Annotated in this window: 22 protein-coding genes; 12 read left to right on the forward strand and 10 right to left on the reverse strand. The window is 66.7% G+C overall.

Annotation, left to right across the window (positions count from 1 at the left end):
- From ACFVWT_RS10620 to ACFVWT_RS10630, 3 genes are all read right to left on the reverse strand, one after another.
- Entirely contained in the window at positions 1-837 is an 837-nt protein-coding gene (locus ACFVWT_RS10620) for an alpha/beta fold hydrolase (RefSeq protein ID WP_390247771.1), read from the reverse strand.
- Between the two features lie 61 nt (positions 838-898).
- Positions 899-1,753: an alpha/beta fold hydrolase gene (locus tag ACFVWT_RS10625; protein WP_390247848.1), complete on the reverse strand. Its 855-nt coding sequence runs from the start codon at positions 1,751-1,753 to the stop codon at positions 899-901.
- Positions 1,754-1,760: 7 nt separating this feature from the next.
- Positions 1,761-2,711: an alpha/beta fold hydrolase gene (locus ACFVWT_RS10630; protein ID WP_390247772.1), complete on the reverse strand. Its 951-nt coding sequence runs from the start codon at positions 2,709-2,711 to the stop codon at positions 1,761-1,763.
- A gap of 170 nt (positions 2,712-2,881) precedes the next feature.
- Here ACFVWT_RS10630 and lysS point away from each other — a divergent pair, with 170 nt between their 5' ends.
- The 9 genes from lysS (at position 2,882) to dhaM (ending at position 13,609) form a co-directional block, all read left to right on the forward strand.
- Positions 2,882-4,414: a lysine--tRNA ligase gene (gene lysS / locus ACFVWT_RS10635; RefSeq protein WP_390247773.1), complete on the forward strand. Its 1,533-nt coding sequence runs from the start codon at positions 2,882-2,884 to the stop codon at positions 4,412-4,414.
- 2 nt (positions 4,415-4,416) lie between these two features.
- A complete protein-coding gene (locus ACFVWT_RS10640; RefSeq protein WP_390247774.1) occupies positions 4,417-4,629 on the forward strand; it encodes a hypothetical protein in 213 nt (70 codons plus the stop codon).
- Positions 4,630-4,765: 136 nt separating this feature from the next.
- The gene (locus tag ACFVWT_RS10645; protein ID WP_011690038.1) at positions 4,766-5,092 is read left to right on the forward strand and encodes an Lsr2 family protein; all 327 of its coding nucleotides are present in this window, start codon (positions 4,766-4,768) and stop codon (positions 5,090-5,092) included.
- Between the two features lie 371 nt (positions 5,093-5,463).
- Positions 5,464-7,956, forward strand: coding sequence for an ATP-dependent Clp protease ATP-binding subunit (locus ACFVWT_RS10650; protein WP_390247775.1), 2,493 nt, complete (start codon positions 5,464-5,466; stop codon positions 7,954-7,956).
- A gap of 208 nt (positions 7,957-8,164) precedes the next feature.
- Positions 8,165-10,300 carry a prolyl oligopeptidase family serine peptidase gene (locus ACFVWT_RS10655; protein ID WP_390247776.1) on the forward strand — a complete coding sequence of 712 codons (2,136 nt, stop codon included), beginning with the start codon at positions 8,165-8,167 and terminating at the stop codon, positions 10,298-10,300.
- Between the two features lie 26 nt (positions 10,301-10,326).
- The gene (locus tag ACFVWT_RS10660; protein ID WP_390247777.1) at positions 10,327-10,836 is read left to right on the forward strand and encodes an amino-acid N-acetyltransferase; all 510 of its coding nucleotides are present in this window, start codon (positions 10,327-10,329) and stop codon (positions 10,834-10,836) included.
- 465 nt (positions 10,837-11,301) lie between these two features.
- Entirely contained in the window at positions 11,302-12,303 is a 1,002-nt protein-coding gene (gene dhaK / locus ACFVWT_RS10665; RefSeq protein ID WP_390247778.1) for a dihydroxyacetone kinase subunit DhaK, read from the forward strand.
- 2 nt (positions 12,304-12,305) lie between these two features.
- Positions 12,306-12,938, forward strand: a complete 633-nt coding sequence (gene dhaL / locus ACFVWT_RS10670; protein ID WP_390247779.1) for a dihydroxyacetone kinase subunit DhaL — start codon at positions 12,306-12,308, stop codon at positions 12,936-12,938.
- Complete coding sequence (gene dhaM / locus ACFVWT_RS10675; protein ID WP_390247780.1) at positions 12,935-13,609, forward strand: dihydroxyacetone kinase phosphoryl donor subunit DhaM; 675 nt, start codon at positions 12,935-12,937, stop codon at positions 13,607-13,609. The genes dhaL and dhaM overlap by 4 nt, the downstream gene beginning before the upstream one ends.
- Before the next feature lie 44 nt (positions 13,610-13,653).
- On the opposite strand, the gene ACFVWT_RS10680 is transcribed toward dhaM, so the two are convergent.
- The 3 genes from ACFVWT_RS10680 to ACFVWT_RS10690 form a co-directional block, all read right to left on the reverse strand.
- On the reverse strand, positions 13,654-14,151 hold the full coding sequence (locus tag ACFVWT_RS10680; RefSeq protein WP_390247781.1) for a hypothetical protein: 498 nt from the start codon (positions 14,149-14,151) through the stop codon (positions 13,654-13,656).
- A 69-nt stretch (positions 14,152-14,220) separates the two neighbouring features.
- Positions 14,221-14,655 carry a DUF3592 domain-containing protein gene (locus tag ACFVWT_RS10685; protein WP_390247782.1) on the reverse strand — a complete coding sequence of 145 codons (435 nt, stop codon included), beginning with the start codon at positions 14,653-14,655 and terminating at the stop codon, positions 14,221-14,223.
- A gap of 66 nt (positions 14,656-14,721) precedes the next feature.
- Positions 14,722-15,540, reverse strand: coding sequence for an A/G-specific adenine glycosylase (locus ACFVWT_RS10690; RefSeq protein ID WP_390247849.1), 819 nt, complete (start codon positions 15,538-15,540; stop codon positions 14,722-14,724).
- Between the two features lie 254 nt (positions 15,541-15,794).
- Between ACFVWT_RS10690 and ACFVWT_RS10695 the strand changes: the two genes are divergently transcribed.
- The 3 genes from ACFVWT_RS10695 to ACFVWT_RS10705 all read left to right on the forward strand — a co-directional run bounded on the left by ACFVWT_RS10695 (position 15,795) and on the right by ACFVWT_RS10705 (position 18,252).
- On the forward strand, positions 15,795-16,478 hold the full coding sequence (locus ACFVWT_RS10695) for a hypothetical protein (protein WP_390247783.1): 684 nt from the start codon (positions 15,795-15,797) through the stop codon (positions 16,476-16,478).
- Between the two features lie 170 nt (positions 16,479-16,648).
- Positions 16,649-17,374, forward strand: coding sequence for a FadR/GntR family transcriptional regulator (locus tag ACFVWT_RS10700; protein ID WP_390247784.1), 726 nt, complete (start codon positions 16,649-16,651; stop codon positions 17,372-17,374).
- Between the two features lie 74 nt (positions 17,375-17,448).
- A complete protein-coding gene (locus ACFVWT_RS10705; RefSeq protein WP_390247785.1) occupies positions 17,449-18,252 on the forward strand; it encodes a glucosamine-6-phosphate deaminase in 804 nt (267 codons plus the stop codon).
- On the opposite strand, the gene ACFVWT_RS10710 is transcribed toward ACFVWT_RS10705, so the two are convergent.
- The 4 genes from ACFVWT_RS10710 to ACFVWT_RS10725 form a co-directional block, all read right to left on the reverse strand.
- Complete coding sequence (locus ACFVWT_RS10710; protein WP_390247786.1) at positions 18,249-19,517, reverse strand: N-acetylglucosamine-6-phosphate deacetylase; 1,269 nt, start codon at positions 19,515-19,517, stop codon at positions 18,249-18,251. The genes ACFVWT_RS10705 and ACFVWT_RS10710 overlap by 4 nt on opposite strands.
- A 27-nt stretch (positions 19,518-19,544) precedes the next feature.
- Positions 19,545-20,231, reverse strand: a complete 687-nt coding sequence (locus tag ACFVWT_RS10715) for an N-acetylmannosamine-6-phosphate 2-epimerase (RefSeq protein ID WP_390247787.1) — start codon at positions 20,229-20,231, stop codon at positions 19,545-19,547.
- Positions 20,228-21,199 carry an ROK family protein gene (locus ACFVWT_RS10720; protein WP_390247788.1) on the reverse strand — a complete coding sequence of 324 codons (972 nt, stop codon included), beginning with the start codon at positions 21,197-21,199 and terminating at the stop codon, positions 20,228-20,230. The genes ACFVWT_RS10715 and ACFVWT_RS10720 overlap by 4 nt, the downstream gene beginning before the upstream one ends.
- A 76-nt stretch (positions 21,200-21,275) precedes the next feature.
- Positions 21,276-22,193, reverse strand: a complete 918-nt coding sequence (locus ACFVWT_RS10725) for a dihydrodipicolinate synthase family protein (protein WP_390247789.1) — start codon at positions 22,191-22,193, stop codon at positions 21,276-21,278.
- Positions 22,194-22,216 lie beyond the last annotated feature (23 nt).

Below are 22,216 nucleotides of genomic sequence, written 5' to 3' on the forward strand. Positions count from 1 at the left end.
TCAGCCGGCGAAGAACTCGCTGAGTTCGGCGATCAGCTTGTCCGGCGCGCGGTTGACGCCGTCGTGGCCGGCCCCGGGCAGGATGGTGTAGCTCGAACCGGACAGGACGTCGTGGATCTGGCCGCACGCTATCCCGAAGTAGGCCGGGCTCTTCTCGCCCACAATAATGAGGGTTTCCAGCGGCAGCGCCAGGAACGGTTCGGCTGGCATGTCCGCAGCAATGATCGCCTTGATCTCCCGGACCCCGGTCTTCATCAATTCGCGCTGCTGCTTGCCCACCGGCGTTCCGGCGGTGAGTTTGTTGGCCAGGGTCAGCATGGAGAGGGGCATCCGTGAGGACAGGGCCCCGCCCGTCTCGAGTCCCTTGAGCAGCACGGCGAGGGCCCGGTCGTCGTCACCGGCCGCGGTGGCGCGTTCGTATTCGGTGATCCAGTCGGCTTTGACGCTGTGGTTCACGGAGACGGCGGGATCGTAGACGGCCAGCCGTTCCACCGGGAGTGTGCGCGCGGCGTGGAGTGCCACGGCGCCGCCGAAGCTGTGGCCGAACACGTCCGTGCTGGCCGTGTGCTTCATCACTGTGTCCAGGTCCCGGATATCAACATCGAGCGTGTAGTCGTCCGGCTGCGCCGACGATTCGCCCCGCCCGCGACGGTTGAACGTGTGCACCGGGCGGCCCAGCGACGCACTGAGTTTCTGGGCAAAGCGCGTGTAGTCCGCGGCGGTGACCATTGAAGCCTGAACGACGACGACGCCGGAGCCCGCCGAGGCCAGCTCGGCTCCCGTGGTGTAGAGCTCCAGCGTTCCGCCGTCGGGTGTTTTGATGTTCTCGCGCGTCATGTTCCGAGCCTACCCGGGGCGGCAGGAACAGCACAGCAGCAGGGGCCGCCGCGAACGTGCGTCAGCCCTTGTAATACGCCGAGATGTCCTCAACCAGTTCCTTGACCGCCGCGGGAATGGAGGCGTGGACGCACTTGGGTGAAACCTGGAGGGCGCTCCCGGGCACGGCACGGTGCAGCAGTTCCGCCGTCACCTTGTAGTACCGGGGACTCTTGGCGCCCACCATGAACCTGGTGTTCGACGGGAGGACGGAGAAATCCCGGGCGTGGTCGGCTTCGTCAAACACCGCCTTGAGTTCGCCCACGCCGCTGGGCATGAGCTCCTTGAAGAGCCGGTTCACCTTGGTCCGCGACACCAGCGCCATCAGCCCGGCGAGGACGGGTTCCGGAATCCTGGCCATCGCCGTGCCGGGCTGCATGCCTTTCTTGAGCTTGGCGAGGGCATGGGGGACGTTTCCGTCATTGACTGAGCGTTCGAAACTGTCCAGCCAGGACGTATCCACACTGCCGTCGATGTTTACTGCAGCGTCATAGACCGCAAGCTTGTCCGGCTGGTGTGCGGTGCCGACGAACTCCTGCACCGCGTTGAGCGCCACGGAACCGCCCAGGCTGTGCCCGAAAAGGTTGCGGGCGCCGGTGGCATCCATGATGGTCCTGACATCGGCGATCTCGGTGGACATGGAGTAGTCCGCCGGCTGCGGCGTGGACTCGCCGCGGCCGCGCCGGTCGTAGACGTCCACTGCCCAGCCCTCGCCGAGGCCCTTGGACAGTGCCTCGGAAAACGGCCTGTAGATCAGGGCCGTGAGGAAGGCCCCGCCGATCACCACAACCCGGCGCTGACCGGGGGCATCCACGGTTCCGTAGCTGTACAAAGCCAGCCGGCCGCCGTCGCCCGTGGCGATGGCCTGCTGCTTCACTGTTGCCTCAGGTTCGCGGGTTCCCTTCACGGGCCCATCCTAAACGGTTGGCCAGGGGATTACCGGCAGTCCGGATGCGCTGGAACCTCAGGCTGGCGTCGTCGGCCAGGAAGCGCGCGGTGGTCAGGGCCAGGCGGTGCCCGGGCCGCAGCGGCCCTTCGTGCAGTTGTCCGGGGACGAGCGCGAAGTCGATCGACGGGACTGCCGCGGCGAGCTGGCGGCCGGTCTCGGCGAAGTACGCCGGGCTCCAGCCGCCGCTGAGCATCAGGGTGGGTGTGGCGACGCCGGCGAAGTCGGCAAGTTCGGCATCGGCGTCCAGCACGGCCCGCATTTCAGCGACCGCGGTGGGCAGCAGCTGCCGCATTTCGGCGCCAAGGCGGGTCCGGGCGGACAGGATGCTGAGCATCCGCAGCGCGCCGAGCGGAAGTTTGGAAACCGGGCCGGCGGTCTCCAGGCCCTGGACCAGGTGCGCCCATGCGTGGTCCAGCTGTCCCGCAGCCATGGAGTGTTCGAGTTCCGGCCGCCACCGCCGGCTCAGGCTGCCGGACAGGGAAACCGCGGCGTCATAGGTCACGAGCCGACGGAGGGACTCGGTCCGGGCCGCCTGCAGGGCCACGAAACCTCCGAAGCTGTGGGCCACCACATCCGTGGAGCCGGTTGCCCGCATGACGTCACGGAGGTCGCTGATTTCCGTAGCCACCGAATAGTCTTCGCGCTGGCCGGAGGAACCGCCGCGGCCACGGCGGTTATAGGTATGCACCGGCCGCCCCAGCAGGCGCGCAATCTTCATCGCAAACGGCCGGTACAGTGCATCGGTCACCAGCGTCCCGTGAATAACGACGACGCCGGGTTGCCCGCCGCTGTTCCCTGCGGGCAGTATCTGTCCGGCAGCGGGACCGAAAGAGTGCAGCTCAAGGTGGCCGTCGCCGTCGTCCGTGCCAATCGTCCGAGTTTCCACAGCCCCGAGTCTATTCCCCTCCCCGCAGCGTCCTTCCGCTAGGAGTTTTTGTCCAGATAATGGGGGATAAGTGTCACTTTGGAGCCATTATCTGGACAAAAACTCCCGGGTGGGCCGGATCATGGGCGGCCGGAAAACATGCCGGAGAACTCCCGGTAAACTTAGGGATTGTGACTTCCCAAAACACCCCCTCCCCGACCAATGCCGCCGAACCGGCGGACGCCAGCGAGCAGATGCGCATCCGCATGGAGAAGCGCGCCAAGCTGATTGAACGCGGCGTCGAGGCCTATCCGGTGGGTGTTGAACGCACGCATTCCCTGAGCGAGATCCGGGAGAAGTACGCGCACCTCGAGGCCGACGAGACCACCGGGGACGTTGTGGGCGTCACCGGCCGCATCGTGTTCATCCGGAACACCGGCAAGCTCTGCTTCGCCACGCTCCAGGAAGGCGGCACGGACGGCAAGGGCACCCGCCTGCAGGCTATGCTGAGCCTGGCCAACGTGGGCGAAGAGTCCCTGGCCGAATGGAAGTCCCTGGTGGACCTGGGCGACCACGTGTACATCAAGGGTGAGGTCATCTCCTCCCGCCGCGGCGAACTGTCCGTGATGGCCGATTCCTGGGCCATGGCGTCGAAGGCCCTGCGCCCGCTGCCGGTGCTGCACGCCGGCCTGAACGAGGAAACCCGCGTCCGCCAGCGCTACGTGGACCTGATGGTCCGCGATGAAGCCCGCGAGATGGTCTACACCCGTGCCGCGATCACCCGTTCGATCCGGGAAAGCCTGCACCGACGCAACTACGTCGAGGTGGAAACCCCGATGCTCCAGCTGGTCCACGGCGGTGCCCTGGCGCGCCCGTTCGAGACCCACATGAACGCTTTCGACCAGAAGATGACCCTGCGCATCGCCACCGAGCTGTACCTCAAGCGCGCTGTGGTGGGCGGCATCGACCGCGTGTACGACATGGGCCGGGTGTTCCGCAACGAAGGCGTGGACTCCACCCACAGCCCGGAATTCACCACGTTGGAATGCTACGAGGCCTGGGCCGACCAGTTCGTCATGGCGGACCGCATCAAGGAGATCATCCTCGACGCCGCCGACGCCGCCGGCGTGGGCCGCACCATCCAGACCGAAGCCGGGGAGATCAACCTCGACGGCGAATGGACCTGGCTGGCCGTCTACCCCGGACTTTCCGACGCCGTGGGCCAGGAGATCACGCCGGACACCACCGTGGAGGAACTGCGGGCCGTGGCGGCCAAGCACGACGTCAAGGTGGATCCGAAGTGGGATGCCGAAAAGCTGGCCGTTGAGCTCTTCGGCGAAATCGTGGAGCCCACGCTGCTGAACCCCACTTTCGTGTACGACTACCCGCCCTCCGCGCAGCCGCTGGCCCGCCAGCACCGTGACGACGACCGCCTGATCGAGGCCTGGGACCTGATCATCGGCGGCATGGAGCGCGGCACGGCTTTCTCCGAGCTGATCGACCCCGTAATCCAGCGGGAACGCCTCACCGAACAGTCAATGCATGCAGCTGCCGGAGACGTCGAGGCCATGCAGCTGGATGAAGATTTCCTCCGGGCGCTGGAGTACGGCGCCCCGCCCATGGGCGGCATCGGCCTGGGCATTGACCGCCTGGTGATGCTGTTCACCGGGGCCGGCATCCGCGAGACCATCCTCTTCCCGCTCCTGAAGCCCGAAGGACACTGACCATGGAGTACGTCGCAGTCCTCCTGCCGTCCCTGGTGGTCGGTTTGCTGTTCTGGTTCGCCATGAAGTCGATCTTCAATGCCGACAAATCGGAGCGCCAGGCTGAAGCACGCGCCCAGGCTGAGGCTGATGCCGGGGCGGCCGAATCCAGGCCCGGATCGAATGGCGCGCCAAATACCGGAACGAATGCTTCCAACGGCAACGGAACAAACTAATACTCCCTGCATATTCCTGCCCACCATTCACAGGAACCTTTTGCCGCTTTGACGCGTTGCCATAAACCGAGGGATACTTTTTACAGATACATCCTGCTTTTCTGCATACCCGTCCTTTCCACAAGAGAGAATTTATATGGCACAGAAAGTAAAAATCATCCTTGTCGATGATCTGGATGGGGGAACCGCGGACGAAACTGTCCGATTTGGCCTTGACGGCGTCAGTTACGAAATTGACCTGTCGGCTGCCAATGCTGCGGAACTCCGCTCCTCAGTGGAGCGGTTTGTTTCAAGCGCACGTAAGACGTCCACCGGCCGCGCCACCCGCACCAAGGTCTCAGGCGGCCGTAATCAGGACTCTGCACAGATTCGTCAGTGGGCCAGGGAGAATGGCTATGCGGTTAACAGCCGCGGCCGCATCCAGGCCGAAATTCAGGAAGCCTACCAGAAGGCAAATTCCTAGCACTGCCGCAGTTTTGCGTGGAAAAGCAATGCCCCTGCCAATCGGCGGGGGCATTGCCATTTGAATACGCCGCCCTGCAGCGTCGGGCGGCCGGGGTAAAGCGGCGGCGGTTATTCCGCCGTTATTGCGGCGGGAAACCACCCGCGGACAAGTTCCGGGCCGGTGCAGCGCAATTGGTGACCGTCCGGCGGGCAGGATTCCTGGCCCGTAACAAAGCCAATACGCACCGGGCGCGTGTGGTCCGGCACCCCCTCCGGCAGGCGCCGGCAACCCTTGAAGCCCCGCCCGGGTTTCCCCTGTGGCGAACACGCTCCACAAGTCCGGGTCTGCCACGTAGCATCAAAGTACGTCGTAGCTAGGAGTGTGGCGAAATGTTTGAGCGATTTACGGACCGTGCCCGTCGCGTAGTTGTGCTTGCCCAAGAAGAGGCACGCATGCTGAACCACAATTACATCGGTACCGAACACATCCTCTTGGGTCTGATCCATGAGGGTGAGGGCGTTGCCGCCAAAGCTCTGGAGTCCTTGAGCATTTCGCTCGACGGCGTACGCGAGCAGGTGCAGGAGATCATCGGCCAGGGCCAGCAGGCCCCGTCCGGCCATATCCCCTTCACTCCGCGCGCCAAGAAGGTGCTGGAGCTCTCGCTCCGCGAAGCCCTGCAGCTGGGCCACAATTACATCGGCACGGAGCACATCCTGCTGGGGCTCATCCGCGAGGGTGAAGGCGTGGCCGCCCAGGTGCTCGTGAAGCTCGGTGCGGACCTCAACCGCGTCCGCCAGCAGGTGATCCAGCTGCTCTCGGGTTACCAGGGCAAGGAGACCACCGGCGCAGGCGTCGGTGCCGGCCAGCCGGAAGGTACTCCTGCCGGTTCCGTGGTCCTGGACCAGTTCGGCCGCAACCTGACCCAGGCTGCGCGCGAGAACAAGCTGGACCCGGTCATTGGACGCGAACAGGAAATGGAACGCGTCATGCAGGTCCTTTCCCGCCGCACCAAGAACAACCCCGTGCTGATCGGCGAACCCGGCGTCGGCAAGACGGCCGTCGTCGAAGGACTCGCCCAGGCGATCGTTCGCGGGGACGTCCCGGAGACCATTAAGGACAAGCAGCTATACACGCTGGACCTTGGGTCCCTGGTGGCAGGCTCCCGCTACCGCGGTGACTTCGAAGAGCGACTGAAGAAGGTCCTCAAGGAGATCCGCACCCGCGGAGACATCATCCTGTTCATCGACGAAATCCACACCCTGGTGGGTGCGGGTGCCGCCGAAGGTGCCATCGATGCGGCGTCCATCCTGAAGCCCATGCTGGCCCGCGGTGAGCTCCAGACCATCGGTGCCACCACGCTGGACGAATACCGCAAGCACATCGAGAAGGACGCAGCCCTTGAGCGCCGCTTCCAGCCGATCCAGGTCAAGGAACCTTCGGTTGCGCACGCGATCGAGATCCTCAAGGGCCTGCGCGACCGCTACGAGGCGCACCACCGCGTGACCATCACCGACGGCGCCCTCGCCTCGGCGGCGAACCTGTCCGAACGCTACATCTCGGACCGCTTCCTTCCGGACAAGGCGATTGACCTCATCGATGAAGCCGGCGCACGCCTGCGTATCCGCCGCATGACCGCTCCGCCGGAGCTGAAGGCCATGGACGAGCGCATCGCCGAGCTCAAGATGGAGAAGGAATCCGCAATTGACGCGCAGGACTTCGAAGGCGCCGCCTCGCTGCGCGACAAGGAGCAGAAGCTCATTGCCGAGCGGGCAGAGAAGGAACGCCACTGGAAGACCGGAGGAATGGACGACATCTCCGAGGTGGATGAAGATCTCATCGCCGAGGTGCTGGCAAACTCCACCGGCATTCCGGTCTTCAAGCTGACCGAGGAAGAGTCCTCGCGCCTGCTGAAGATGGAAGACGAACTGCACAAGCGCGTCGTTGGCCAGAACGAGGCCATCAAGGCCCTGTCCCAGGCCATCCGCCGTACCCGTGCAGGCCTCAAGGACCCGAAGCGTCCGGGCGGCTCGTTCATCTTCGCCGGCCCCACGGGTGTCGGCAAGACCGAGCTCGCCAAGGCCCTCGCGGAGTTCCTGTTCGGTGAAGAGGATGCCCTCATCACGCTGGACATGTCCGAGTACTCCGAGAAGCACACGGTGTCGCGCCTCTTCGGTGCACCTCCGGGCTACGTCGGCTACGAAGAAGGCGGGCAGCTGACCGAAAAGGTCCGCCGCCGTCCGTTCTCCGTGGTGCTGTTCGACGAAGTGGAGAAGGCCCACGCGGACCTCTTCAACTCGCTGCTGCAGATCCTGGAAGACGGCCGCCTGACCGACTCCCAGGGCCGCGTGGTGGACTTCAAGAACACCGTGATCATCATGACCACCAACCTCGGTACGCGGGACATCTCCAAGAGCGTTGCCACCGGCTTCCAGTCCGGCACGGACACGCAGACCGGCTACAACCGGATGCGCGCCCGGGTCACCGAGGAGCTCAAGCAGCACTTCCGTCCCGAGTTCCTGAACCGTGTTGACGACGTTGTGGTGTTCCCGCAGCTGACCCAGGACGAGATCATCGAGATCGTGGACCTGTTCGTGAGCCGCTTGGAGAAGCGCCTCAAGGACAAGGACATGGGCATCGAGCTCACCAAGGCGGCCAAGGTCCTCCTGGCCACCCGCGGCTACGACCCCGCCATGGGTGCCCGGCCGCTGCGCCGTACCATCCAGCGTGAGATCGAGGACCAGCTGTCCGAGAAGATCCTCTTCGGAGAGATCCACTCGGGCGACATCGTGGTGGTGGACGTGGACGGCGAAGGCGACGACGCCAAGTTCACCTTCGAAGGAAACGCCAAGCCGCGAATCCCCGAAATCGCCCCGAGCGTCTAGAGCATTATCGCTAAGGCCCGTCTGCTCCGAATGGAGTGGGCGGGCCTTTGCGTTGCCCTGGCGCCCGTCCCCGGAGCGCCCCGGCGGTCCGCGCACGTCCTGTGCTTCGCCGCCGTCCGCCGTGGGGGGGTGGGTGGGTTCTGAGAGCATTGTTTCACTAGTAGTGAACGTGCTGTGATCCGGCCCACAGTCGGTGTTGAATCTCTTCATGGCTTCTGAGGACTCAGCGATCCTGAGCGAACAACCGGCGACCCCTTTCCACGATATTGACCACTACCTCGCCATACCCCGGGTGAGCGGGCTGGCGCTGAGTCCGGACGGGCAGCGCCTGGTGACCACTGTCTCCACGCTGAACGGCAAGGGCACTGAATATGTCACTGCCCTGTGGGAACTGGACCCGGCGGGAGGGAAGCATGCCCGCCGGATCACCCGCAGTGCCAAGGGAGAGGCCGGCGCCGCCTTCGCCGCCACGGGGGATCTCTACTTCACGTCGGCCCGCCCCGATCCCGATAGCCCTGATGACGACCCCGTCAGCGCCCTCTGGCAACTGCCGGCGGACAGCGGTGAAGCCCGGGTGGTCCTGTCGCGCGCCGGCGGGATCAGCCAGGTGCTCACTGCGGGGGATTCGGACGCCACCTTCGTCACGGCGTCCGTGTTGGCGGGTTCCGCCGACGAGGAAGCGGACGAGGCGCGCCGGAAGAGCCGCAAGGACAACAAGGTGTCCGCGATTCTTCACAGCGGCTACCCGGTGCGGTACTGGGATGCGGACCTGGGGCCGGACCAGCCGCGTATCTTCGCCGTTGAGCCCGGGGAGGACAAGGATCCCGGCAAGCCGGCGACGGTTGACGCGACGGCACCCCTGAAGCTCCGGAACCTCACTCCGGAGGCGGCAGGCATGCTGCGCAACGCGGATTCGGTGGTCAGCCCCGACGGCAGGACGATCTACACCAGCTTCGACAAGCCCCTGGCCAAGGCGGACTCACGTTCCGTTCTGGTGGCAATCGACGTGGCCACCGCAACACACAAGGTCCTGCTGGACCGCGAAGGCATGAGCTACTTTGCAGGGCCGGTGAGCCCCGACAACCGTACCCTCGTGGTGCTGAGCGAGTCAGACACCACTCCCCGACAGGCACCGCAGGTCAAGCTCCATCTGCTGGACGTCCGTGCGCCGGGGGAACCGGAAGCAAACCTGCGGCCGCTGGCCCATGGGTGGGACCGCTGGGCCATCAAAGCTGCGTGGTTGCCGGACGGCTCTGCCCTCCTGGTAACGGCCGACGACGACGGCGCCTGCCCGGTCTTCCGGATCACTCCCGCCGGGGCCGGGGCCGGGGCGGGGGCAGGCAACGAGGAAGTCACCCGGGTGACCCGCGACGCGGCGGCCTATTCCGACGTCGTCGTATCACCGGACGGGTCGAGCGCCTACGCACTGCGGAGCTCGTACGAATTTCCGCCCGAGGCGGTACGGATTGACCTCGCCAGCGGTCAGGTCACCAGGCTCCAGGCTCCCGCCGAGCGCCCGCGCATCCGGGGATCGCTGGAGCGCGTAGAGGCCGCTGCCTCCGATGGGGCCCGGATTCCGGCCTACCTTGCCCTGCCCGAGGGCGCCTCCGCGCAGAACCCGGCGCCGCTGCTGCTCTGGATCCACGGCGGACCCCTGGGTTCGTGGAACGCATGGACGTGGCGCTGGAACCCGTGGCTGTTGGTGGCCAAAGGCTACGCCGTCCTCTTGCCGGATCCCGCACTGTCCACCGGCTACGGCCAGTCCTTCGTGCAGCGGGGCTGGGGCGAATGGGGCAAGGCGCCCTTTACGGACCTCATGAAGATCACGGACGCCGTGGTGGAACGTCCGGACATTGATGAGGCGCGTACGGCTGCCATGGGCGGCTCCTTCGGCGGATACATGGCCAACTGGGTGGCGGGGCAGACCGACCGTTTCAGCGCGATCGTCACCCATGCCAGCCTGTGGGCCCTGGACCAGTTCGGTCCCACCACCGACGCGTCGCAGTACTGGCTGAAGGAAATGACGGCCGAGATGGCGCTCGCGAATTCGCCCCATCTGTACGTCGAGAAGATCAGCACCCCCATGCTGGTAATCCACGGCGACAAGGACTACCGCGTGCCCATCAGCGAGGGGCTGCGGCTCTGGTACGAACTGCTGTCCAAATCGCAGCTGGCAGCCGACGACAACGGCCGGACGCCGCACCGTTTCCTCTACTACCCGGACGAGAACCACTGGATCCTGCAGCCGCAGCATGCCAAGGTCTGGTACGGGGTCGTAGGGCACTTCCTGGCGAGGAACGTGCTGGACCAGGACGCGCCTTTGCCCGCTGAACTGGGGCTCTAGCCGGCTCCGGCTCGTAAGATGGGGCTGTGACTGAGACCTTCCGCATCCGCCCTGCCCGCACTAGCGATGTAGCTGCCATCAAGCGCCTTGTGGCTCCGCTGGCGGACAAGAGGATCCTCATGGCCAAGGAGACGGTGGCGTATTACGAAAGCCTGCAGGAGTTCAGGATCGCGGAGTCGGCCGACGGCGAGGTGATCGGCTGCGGTGCCCTGCACGTCATGTGGGAGGACCTGGCCGAGGTACGAACCCTGGCGGCCTCCGATGCCTGGCGTGGCAAGGGTGTGGGACACGTCCTCGTGGAAAGCCTCCTGGAGGAAGCGAAAGCGCTGGGTGTCTCGCGCGTTTTCTGCCTGACCTTCGAAGTGGACTTCTTCAAGAAGCACGGCTTCGATGTGATGGCGGACCAGACGGCGGTGGACCCTGTGGTCTATTCCGAGTTGCTGCGCTCGCATGACGAAGGTGTGGCTGAGTTCCTGGACCTCGCGCGCGTCAAACCCAACACCCTGGGCAATACGCGCATGATCAGGTTCCTTTAGGCCTTCTCCCGTCTTGCGGATTATGTCTGACTTCTAGCCCTTCCCATATATCGAATCGATGTATAAAATTAATCACGGTTGCTTGGTAGTACCCGAATCCCGAAACCACTTCAAAGGACAGAAATGCGCGAATACGCCATTTTTCCGGATTTTTCGGCGTTCCAAATGGATCTTCCTGCGGATCCGGCCCGGAATGATCCTCCGGGCCGGCGCCGTGAGGCATCGGTATTCCATATCGGCGCCGCCGCGTGGCCGGATCTTCTCCCGGGCTCCTGGGGAAGCCGCTGAGCCCGGCAGGGGATCCAAGAACGGGAAAGGAAAGGGACAGTCAATTGGGGGCTGTCCCTTTCGTTTTGCCCTTTTAGACCGGGCATTCGCCGGACGGTTCGACAGGGCGCTACCGTTGCCCCGGCCGCGGTAGTAGGGTCAAGACAAAGCCGCCAGGTCACTCGAGGGAGCACTCCAATGAAGAAGCTGATCAACGATCCCCGCGCTGTCGTAGACGAATCCGTGGAAGGCTTCGGCCTTGCGCATGCGGACATCGTGACCGTGAGCGCCGAGCCCAAATTCATTACCCGCAAGGACGCCCCCGTGGCCGGGAAGGTGGGCTTGGTCAGCGGCGGCGGCAGCGGCCATGAACCGCTTCACGGCGGGTTCGTCGGGCTGGGAATGCTCGACGCCGCGGTGCCGGGTGCGGTCTTCACCTCGCCCACGCCCGATCAGATCATTCCCGCGACGCTGGCCGTAAACTCGGGTGCCGGCGTCGTCCACATCGTCAAGAACTACACCGGCGACGTCCTGAATTTCGAGACGGCCGCCGAAATGGCGGAAGCCGAAGGCGTGCAGGTCCGGACCGTCCTGGTCAACGATGACGTCGCCGTGGAAGACTCCCTCTACACGGCAGGGCGGCGCGGCGTGGGCGGAACCGTCCTGGTGGAGAAGATCGCCGGTGCGGCCGCCGAACGCGGGGATGACCTGGATGCTGTCGCCGCCATCGGGGACCGCGTCAACCAAAACGTCCGCAGCATGGGCGTCGCGCTGTCCGCCTGCACCGTCCCGCACGCAGGGGTGCCCAGCTTTGACCTGGAAGAGAATGAAATCGAAATCGGCATCGGGATCCACGGGGAGCCCGGGCGGCACCGGATCCCGATGGAAAACGCCGACGGCATTACCGACCGCCTCCTGGAACCCATCCTGTCTGATCTGGGTATTGCTTCGGGCGACAAGGTGCTCCTGTTCGTGAACGGAATGGGCGGGACGCCGCAAAGCGAGCTCTACATCGTGTACCGCCGAGCAGCGCAGGTGCTCGCGGAGAAAGGCGTCACGGTGGAGCGCTCGCTGGTGGGCAACTACATCACCTCGCTGGAAATGCAGGGCTGCTCCATCACCGTGCTTCGGCTCGACGAGGAACTGACCGGCCTCTGGGACGCCCCGGTCCACACCGCAGCGCTGCGCTGGGGCATCTGACCGTGGGGCTGGACGTTGACTGGGCCGTGAGGTGGCTGACCCTTTCCGCGCAGGCGATGGCAGACCACCGGGTGGAACTGATTGAGCTGGACCGTGCCATCGGGGATTCCGATCACGGCGAAAACATGGACCGCGGCTTCAAGGCCGTGATGGAGAAACTCGCCGAAGCGCCGCCAGCCACCCCGGGAGCTGCCCTGAAGCTCACCGCCATGGCACTGATGTCCAAAGTGGGCGGAGCGGCGGGGCCCCTCTACGGCACGGCCTTCCTGCGTGCCTCCACTTCGCTGGGTGACACGGCGGACATCGATCCCGCGGCGCTCGCCGCTGCCATCCAGGCCGCCCGCGACGGCGTTGTGGCCAGGGGCAAGGCTGAATCCGGCGACAAGACTATGGTGGATGCCTGGACGCCCGCCGTCGACGCCGCAGCAGCGCAGGCCGCTGCGGGGGACGGGGACGTCCTCAAGGTCCTCTTGGCAGCCGCGGAAGCCGCCGAGGCGGGTGCCGTCGCCACCGATCCGCTCATCGCCCGCAAAGGGCGCGCCAGCTACCTGGGCGAACGCAGCGCCGGCCACCGCGATCCCGGCGCAGTTTCCACCGCACTCATCCTGCGCGCCGCGGCCGGGGCGGCCGAATGACGGTCAGCCTCGTGGTGGTGTCCCATAGCGAAAAGATCGCCGACGGCGCTGCGGAGCTTGCCGCGCAGATGGCACCCGACGTCGTGATCCTCCCGGCGGGCGGTACCGACGACGGCCGGATCGGCACCAGCCTCGAAAAGGTCATGGCCGCCCTGGACCAGGCGGCCGGCGAAGACGGCATCGTGGTGCTCACGGATCTCGGATCCGCCGTGATGACGGCCGAATCTGCGGTCGAGTTCCTGCCGGATTCGGACACTGTCCTGCTGGCCGATGCTCCCCTGGTCGAGGGACTGGTGGCGGCAGCCGTTGCGGCACAGTCGGGAGCGGACGCCACCGGAGTGAAGCAGGCTGCCGAAGCTGTCCGCCGCGCGCCGGCGCCTGAGGCGCCTGCCGAGGCGGAGACGCTGGGCCCGCCCGAAGCCACGGGAGATTTCGAGCTGGTCAACCAGGCCGGCATGCATGCCCGGCCGGCAGCGAAGATCGCCGGGGGACTTGCGGGCCTGGATGCGGAAGTGACGGTCAACGGCATGGACGGCGCTTCCATGACCGGCCTGATGACCCTGGGCGCAGGCAAGGGATCCGTCCTCCACGTCGAAGCCTGGGGTCCGGACGCGGCCAGGGCCGTGAAGTACGTCGGTGGCCTGGTGGAAGCGGGGTTCGGGGAGCCCTGAGGACACCGGCGGCGGGAGGCCCGGTCGCGCCGGTAAGCCCGCCGTCAGCCGGCCTGCCGGAGGCCGTCGGCGTCCAGCAGCACGGTGGCTGTGATGAACTTCCCGCAGCGTTCTCCATACGGGTACTCCGCCCTGGGAATGAAGCTCAGGGTCCGCTCAGGCAACGGCATGCCCGCCGTTGAGCTGCCGGTGGCTGTGGCGTCAATGCGCGATTCGGTCAGCACATCCATCATCAGCATGCCCGTGAGGGTGCCGTCAGGCGAGGACGTTGCGGAACACGTGCCGTCCGGTCCGGCCGAGGGCTCGCAGCCCTGGTCCACGGCGGTGCTGCCTGGCATCAGTTCGAGGTCGGCTTCCCGGCATGTGCCGTCCTGGCAGGCCTTCAGGTGGATGGCCTTGACCGTGGGCACATAGCTGGCCGCCACCGTCAGCGCCACCACCGGCGCCTGCGCGATTGCCGGGCACGGCATTGCCTCGGGCAGGCAAGCGGACGGGATCAGCGACGTCGTGACAGCTACGAAAAATACGCCCAGGCTGCGCATGCTTCAGCGTAGATCTGTCCGGCCTGCTCCGCCAGAGGCTGCCGGGCGGATGGGCGGCAACGCCGGACGCTAGCTGACCGGAAAGAGGCCGATGAACAGGAAAGAGGCCACGGCGAAGGCGGCGAAGAAGGCGATCATGCAGCCCATGCCGGCCTTCTCCTTGGACGCCTGGTGGATGGACTGGTTCGGATCCGCCGGGTTGTAGGCCACCTCCACGGTTGAACCGGGCGCAGGCTCGGTGCGGAACGGGACGTCCGATTCCCCGAAGTACAGCGTTCCGCGCGGGTCGGCGAAGCGGTAGGTGGGGCGGTAGAGGCGGTGGCGCGACCCGGAGGAGCCCACGGCGCTGGACCATCCGGCATTGCTGCCGGTCACGGTCGCCTGCACCCTTGGCCACTGTTCGGCGAGCTTCTCCAGGCGCTTGCCTTTACGCACCGCCACGGTGATCGACACGGCTGCCGCGACGACGAACAAGGCCCAGACGATGTACAGCACGGTTTTCACGGTTCTCCCTTTCGCGTCAGCAAGCAGTATGCCACTGCATGCCTCGCTTCACCTTCCGGACGGCCTTCAGGCGGGCAGCTGCAGGCCGGCCGGATGCAGCTCCGCCAGCCCGTCGCTGACGAGCCCCGCGAGGGCGCGTTCCAGCTGCTCGGGTGCGGAATTGAGCCGGTGCAGCGCTGCCAGCGGGACGCCGATGCCCTCGGCTTCGAAGCGAAGGTCCGCGGCGGGCTGATGGAACATTTCCGGAGCCACCGGCGCGTCCGCCAGCCGGAGGACGGCCATCACGGCTCCCCGGACCTGCCGGTCGGTGCCGTGCCAGGACTGGCCTTTCGGGGTGTACGTCGGCGGCGGCTCACCCGCCGCCAGCCACGCGCACGCTCCGCGCACCGGGCACTCACCGCACTTCGGCGCCCTCGCGGTGCAGACCAGCGCGCCCAGCTCCATGACCGCCGCGTTCCAGCGGACTGAGAGTCCGACGTCGGCCGGCAGCAGCTCGGCGGCCAAACGCATTTCCGCCGCTGTCAGCGACTGCGAGGGCAGCGCAGTGCCGGAAAAAAGCCGCGCGTGGACGCGGCGGATGTTGGTGTCCACTACGGTTTCGCGGCGGCCGAAGGCGAAGGCGGCGACGGCGGCGGCCGTGTAGCTGCCCACCCCGGGGAGAGTCAGCAGCTCGTCGTACGTTCCCGGCACCTCACCGTCGTGCTTCTCCACAATGGCCGCGGCTGCCGCATGCAGGCGCAGGGCCCGCCGCGGATAGCCCAGCCTGCCCCAGTGCCGGACAGCCTCGCCGGAGGGCTCTGCGGCCAGGTGCGCCGGCGAGGGCCAGCGGCGGAGCCAGTCTTCCCAGACAGGGAGCACCCGGACAACGGGCGTCTGCTGGAGCATGATCTCGCTCACCAGGACACCCCAGGGGGAGCACTCGGACTCGCGCCACGGCAGGTCCCTGGCGGTGGCTCCGAACCAGGCATCGAGGGCTTCGTGGAGGGCGGCAAGCGGCGGAAGTGCCGGGCGACTCGCCGGGGGCGGGGCAGTGGGTACGGCTAAGGCTTTGATGCAAATACTGTAGTGGATACTGGCCGGCCGTCCGCCTCCCGGCGTGGTGGTGCCCCATTGCGCCCGGGGTTCTCTAGCCTAGAAGGATGGTCAGGCAAGGCACTTCAGGAAAGAACGGTTCGAAACCGAAGGGCACACCCGGCCGGCAGGCGGGACGGCCCCCGCTGAAGGCCGTCTACCGCCGTCGCAGGCTGTTCGTTGGCCTTGTGCTGCTTCTCGTTGCCTCGGTGGCGCTGGGGGGCTTCGCAGCCGTATCCGGGGCCATGCGATCCTCCGAGCAGGCCTCTTCCACTGACCGGAACGGATCGGACGGGCAGGCCGCCGCGAAGGCTGAAGCCACGCCTTCCGCGTCCGCCACGCCCAGCACTCCGGCGACGCCCACGTGTGACCAGACCCTGGTCACAATCGCTGCTTCCACCGATAAGGCTGCCTATGCAGCGGGTGAAACCCCCCTGCTCAGCTTGAAAGTCACCAATGGCGGGAAAGTGGCCTGCGAGGTGAACCTGGGCACGTCCCAGATGGAATACACCGTCACCAGCGGCTCTGACCGCATCTTCTCCTCGGTTGACTGCCAGGTAGACAGCGGGGACCTCGTGAAGACCATCGCTCCGGGCCAGAGCGAGACGGCCAACTTCCCGTGGCAGCGCAACCGCAGCGTTCCCGGCTGCGGCGCTGTGTCCGCGAAGCCCGGCGCAGGCGGGGCGTACTACATGTTCGTCGCACGGCTGGGCACCAAATCCAGCTCCAAGGCTGTCTTCCAGCTGCTCTAACACCCACTCTCGAGTCTGCAGCGGCGCACGTGGCCCTGGCGCGGCATTCCTCACGAAGCGGAGAATGCAATTTTTTGTCATCAAATAGGACAAGGGACGTCCCATCTCCGATAGACTGAAGTCAGTCCTGCTTCCGCGGCAGGTCGGACTCCGAGGAGGCAGCCGTGACAATGGCCCCGCAAGAAGTGTCATCCGCCCGCTTCAGCGCTCAGCTGCGCTCCCACGCCCTGCAGACGCGGATCATGGAGCTCATCCTGGAGCAGGGGCTCGATGTAGGCGATGCGCTCCCGACTGAAGGTGAACTGTCCGCGATCCTGGGTGTGGGTCGCAACACGATCAGGGAGTCGCTGAAAGTGCTGCAGGCGCTCGGCGTCATCGAGATCCGCCACGGTTTTGGCACGTTCGTGGCTCCCAATAACTTCCACGCCTTGGCGGACGGACTTGCCTTCCGGGGGAAGCTCTCCCTGCGGCACCGGGGCGATGAGGCGATGGAACTCGTCGACGTGCGTCAAGCCCTGGAATCCGGCCTGATCGGATCGGCCATGGACCTGATGACCACGGCACAGCGGGACGATCTACGCGGCGCCCTGGCTGCCATGGAGGAGGCGGCGGCGAAGGGTGAACCGCTCGCCAGCCACGATGCCGAGTTCCACCGCCGGCTGTTCGCGCCGCTCCGCAACGAACTCCTGATGAATCTGATGGACGTCTTCTGGAAGGTCTACCGCCAGATCCACCGGGAGCTCGGTCCTGGACCCGTTGACCTGGTCAAGCAGGTGCGGGACCACGCGGACATCTACGACGCCGTGGCGGCGGGCGACAAGGCGCTCGCCTCCGAACGCCTCCAGCGCCACTTCGACGGTATCCGCGGAAAACTCAGGACAGTCGCAGCCCGTTAGTGCCGCCATCGGTACCCCGACCACCATCAGGCCTGCCCCGCAGGCCTCACCAGTAAGGAAAAGAGCCCGCCAGCATGGAATTCTTCACAGTTCAGGACGCCGCGGCCGCCGGCGCAGTCGGCGCGGGTTTCCTGGCCGCCGTGATCCGGAGCAATCCTGAGGCCGTGCTGGGAGTGGCCACGGGCGGATCGCCATTGCCGGTCTACCGGTCCCTGGCCGGATACGGGCTGGAGATGTCACGGATCCGGTGCTTCGCCCTGGATGAGTACGTCGGCCTGCCGGCGGGCCACCCGGAAAGCTACGCCGAAGTTGTCCGCCGCGAAGTCACCGGACGGCTCGGGCTGGACCCGGCCAACGTTTTCGTCCCGGACGGCAGCGCAGAGGATCCCGAACTGGCGGCCAGCGAATACGAAGCGGCTATCGCGGCCTGCGGCGGGATCGACATCCAGTTGCTGGGCATCGGCCACAACGGCCATCTGGCCTTCAACGAACCCGGATCCGCGCTCGACTCCCGCACCCGGGTAGAAGTCCTTGCAGATCGAACGCGGCAGGCGAATGCGCGCTACTTCGACTCGCCCCGGGACGTGCCGGAGCGGTGCATCACGCAGGGCCTCGGCACCATCCTTGAGGCCCGGCAACTCCTGCTGGTGGTGCACGGGGCGGACAAAGCGGACATCCTGCATCGGGCCCTGACCGGGCCGGTATCTGCGGACTGTCCGGCTTCCGTCCTGCAGCGCCATCCCCACGTGACGGTGATTGCGGATGAGGGTGCGGCTGCCCTGATGGGAGGCGTAACGACGCCCGTGACCGCAGCTCCGTTACCTGTGGGGGCCGGTGCAGTCGGAACCGGCGCTGTTGGAACCCGCGCTGCCGGCTAGGGGCAGGCTGCGGCCGGACCGAGCAGTGTCCCGGACCGTAGCACCGTGAGCAGACTGAACTCCGCGTCCACGGCCAGCAGGTCGGCACGCATGCCCGGCCGGACGCTCCCCACTTCATGGCCCATTCCCAGGATCCCGGCCGGTACGCAGCTCGCGGAGGCGGCGGCGTCGGCAGCCGATACCCCGGCGGCGACGGTCCGGCGCACCACATCAAGCATGGTCGCCGTGCCGCCGGCAAGCGCTCCATTGCTTTGCAGGGTGGCGACGGAGTCCCGGACCGAAACGGACGCCGGGCCCAGGGCGTAGTCCCCGTCCGGGAGGCCGGTTGCGGCCATCGAGTCGGTGACCAGCACAACGTTTTCCGCTCCCACAAGTTCGAACACCATGCGCACTGTCTCAGGCGACAGGTGGACGCCGTCGGCGATGAGTTCGACGGCGGCGGTTCCGGCGCGCGCCAGGCGCAGGCAGGCCGACGCCGGTCCCGGATTCCGGTGGTGGAGCGGCGGCATGCCGTTGAAGAGATGTGTCACGGTGGGCCGCGTGCCGGCCCAGGAGCCGGGAGCGGCCGCCAGGGATTCCGCAGCGTGTTCGAGGGAGGATGCCGCGGTGCTTGGGTCCGCATCGGTGTGGCCAAGTGACGGTGTGACGCCATGCTGCGCTAGCAGGCTAACCAGGTCCTTGGCACCGGGCAGTTCCGGGGCGTAGGTCATGCTTTTCAGCGAACCGCCGGCTACCTCCAGCATTTCGGCCGTCAGGGCCAGGTCGGGGTGCCGAAGCCAGTCGGGATTCTGCGCACCGCACCGGGCCGTGGACAGGAACGGACCCTCGGCATGGATGCCGGCGATAAGGCCCTCGCCGGCAAGCACGCGAAGGGACCTGATCGCTTTGAGCAGGTCGTCACGGGAGGCTGTCACGAGACTGGCCAGAAGAGTGGTGGTGCCGTTGCGGTGCAGGAAGTCCACTGCCGTGCGGCAAGCCTCCTCGTCACCGCCCGGGAAGTCTCCGCCAGCCGCCCCGTGGCAGTGCAGGTCCACCAGTCCCGGGAGAATGAAGCCCCCGGCGGGCAACTCCAGCTCCACTGCCCCGGGGTAGTCCGCGGCGTCGAAGGAGCTGCGGGGTCCGGCAAACCCAATCCGGTCACCGACGACGGCCACCACGTGATCCGGCAGGGCGTTCCCGTCGGAGAGCACCGTGCCAGCCATGACATAGCTCAGGCTTTCGGTGGGCTGCCGGGAAGTTGAGGGGAACAGGTCTGCCGGAGTCAAGTGTGCCGCTTTCGGTGCAGGGGAGGATCAGGAACGCAGGGCGTCGGAGAACCATCCGGTGATGGTGGCCGGATGGGTGATGGCTGTCCCGACGACGACGGCGAACGCGCCGGCGTCGAGCGCCTGGCGGGCCTGGGCCGGCGTGTGGATCCGGCCTTCCGCAATCAGCGGCCTGCCGAGCCCGGCGGCGGCGATCTGCTCCAGCAGGGCAACGTCCGGGCCAGCCGTCTTGGGGCGTTCGCCCGTGTAACCGGCCAGGGTGGTGCCCACCAGGTCGGCCCCTGCATCCGCGGCCGCCAGGGCGTCGTCCAGCGAACCGCAGTCGGCCATCACCAGGGCATGGGATTCGGCACGGATACCGGCGATCGTCTGCGCGAGGGAGAGCCCGTCCGGGCGCTCGCGGCGGGTGCCGTCCAGGGCCACCACATGCGCACCGGCGTTGGCCACGGCCAGCGCGTGCCGGAGCGTAGGGGTGATGAACACTCCGTCGTGGCCGTCCTTCCAGAGCCCGATGACGGGAACCTCGACGGCGGCGCGGGTGAACTGGACATCCGCCAGGCCCTGGACGCGGACTGCGGCAGCGCCGCCTGCAACGGCTGATGCCGCAATCTGGCCGGTGGTGCGGGGATCCCGCATGGGCTCCCCCGGGTAGGCCTGGCAGGAGACGACAAGCTGTGAACGAAGAGCGGCAAGGCCCTGTGGCGTGAGGATCAAAGTGTCTCCAGGAGGTCTTCAACGGAGCCGGACGGGGTGAGGAGGAGGCTGGCGGCGCCGATCACCGCTGCAGTGTTGCCCAGGGCGGCCGGGCGCACCGGCAGCCCTGCAAGCGGGGCCAGTAGTTCAGCCCGGAGGGCGGCTTCCATCGGCTTCCACCAGGGTTCGCCGGCGTCGGCCAGGCCGCCGGAAACTACCACGAGTTCAGGATCCAGGACATTGGCAAGGCCGCCCACCGCCTGCCCGGCAGCGACGGCGGCGTCCCTGACCGCTGTGGTGGCGGCAGCATCGCCGTCGTGCGCCAAAGCGAAAACCGCACGGGTGTCCGGGACGTCGGGGGACCCGCCGAGGCGTACATAGGCCTCGCGGATCGCTGGCCCGGACGCGATCGCCTCGACATGGCCGGCCCTTCCGCAGACGCACGGCAGGGCGCGGCCGCGGCTGTACGCGAAAGGGGACGCAAGGTGGCCCACATGGCCGGCCACGTAGCGGTGACCCAGGACCGGACTGCCGGCCAGGACGAAGCTGCCGCCGACCCCTGTGCCGAAGGCCACCAGCAACGAACTGGCGGTTTCGGCTGCCGCCCCGGTCCAGGACTCGCCAAGCGCGTGCGCGTGGACATCGTTAACAGCACGAACCGACTCCGGGGTGAGGCGAAGCCGGCTGGCGAGCCCCGCCGCCAGCTCAGTCCCGGCCCAGCCCAGGATGGCATCCGTTGCGGACACCACCACACCGCGCCCGGCATCAATCACACCGGCCGAACCAACGCCCACTCCGGCCACGTCGAGGCCCTGTGCGCGGGCCTGCGACATCAACCCGGAGACCAGCGCCGCCGTAGCATCCAGGATCGCCTCGCCGCCGTCGCGGCTTAGCGTCGGAATGGTCTCCGAAAACAGCACCTCTCCAGCCGCCGAAACGACCCCGGCAGCAGTCTTGGTGCCACCCAGGTCAACGCCGATTGCGTACATCTTTCTCTTCCTAACAGGGGATCTCGACAGGCTCGATCACGGTTTAGCTCCGCTGACGCGCCCCGGCCATGACTAACTAGACCAGGCCGTTGCGCTCGAGAACGGTGCGGATCGTGGCGGCTTCGTCGTCGTTCAGGGACAGCATGGGCTGGCTCATGGTGTTGGATTCAATGACGCCCATGAGCTGCAGGGCGGTCTTGAAGGCGCCCAGGCCTGCGGCTCCGCCGGAGACCCGGCCGTTGGGGGCGTAGACGATTTCGAAGACGTCGGCCAGGCGGTCCTGTTCGCGGGCGGCGCCGGCCCAGTCGCCGGCCTGGGCGGCGTCGAAGAGGCGTCGGTAGCCGGCGGGGTCAACGTTGCCGAGGCCCGGGACAACGCCCTGGGCGCCGCCGAGGAGGGCGCCGTCAACTACGACTTCGTGGCCGGTGAAGATGTCGAAGTCCGGGATGTCCTTGGCCGCAAGGAGCAGTTGGCGGAACGAGACGTCGTCGCCGGAGGAGTCCTTGACGCCGGCGATCACGCCGTCGCGGCCCAGGCGGATCAGAAGGTCCGTCGGCAGCTTGAAGTGGGTGCGGACCGGGACGTCGTAGGCGAAGACCGGCTTGTCGACGGCTGCGTGGATGCTGCGGAAGTGCGTTTCGGTTTCCGCGGCGTTGCCGATGGCGTAGTACATGGACGTGACCACGATCGCGTCGGCGCCGAGGTCGATGACCTTCCGGGCTTCTTCGATCACGCGGTTGGTGGTCTGCTCGTTGGCGCCCACGATCAGCGGCACCGCGCCGGCGTTGGCCTCTGCGATGGTGGAGACTACGAGTTCACGCTCCGCGTTGGTCATGTAGGGGACTTCGCCGGAGGAACCGAGGACGAAAAGGCCGGACACGCCGCCGTCGATCAGGTGCTTGGTGACGTTCTTCAGCGACGAGGTGTCGATGCTGCCGTCGGTGTGGCGAGGGGTGATGACCGGGGGGATAACGCCCTGGAACTGACTGGACACAGAATTCTCCGTTGTTTGGAACT

Origin of the sequence: Arthrobacter sp. NPDC058288, assembly GCF_042880995.1 — a bacterium.
Classification (GTDB): Bacteria; Actinomycetota; Actinomycetes; order Actinomycetales; family Micrococcaceae; genus Arthrobacter.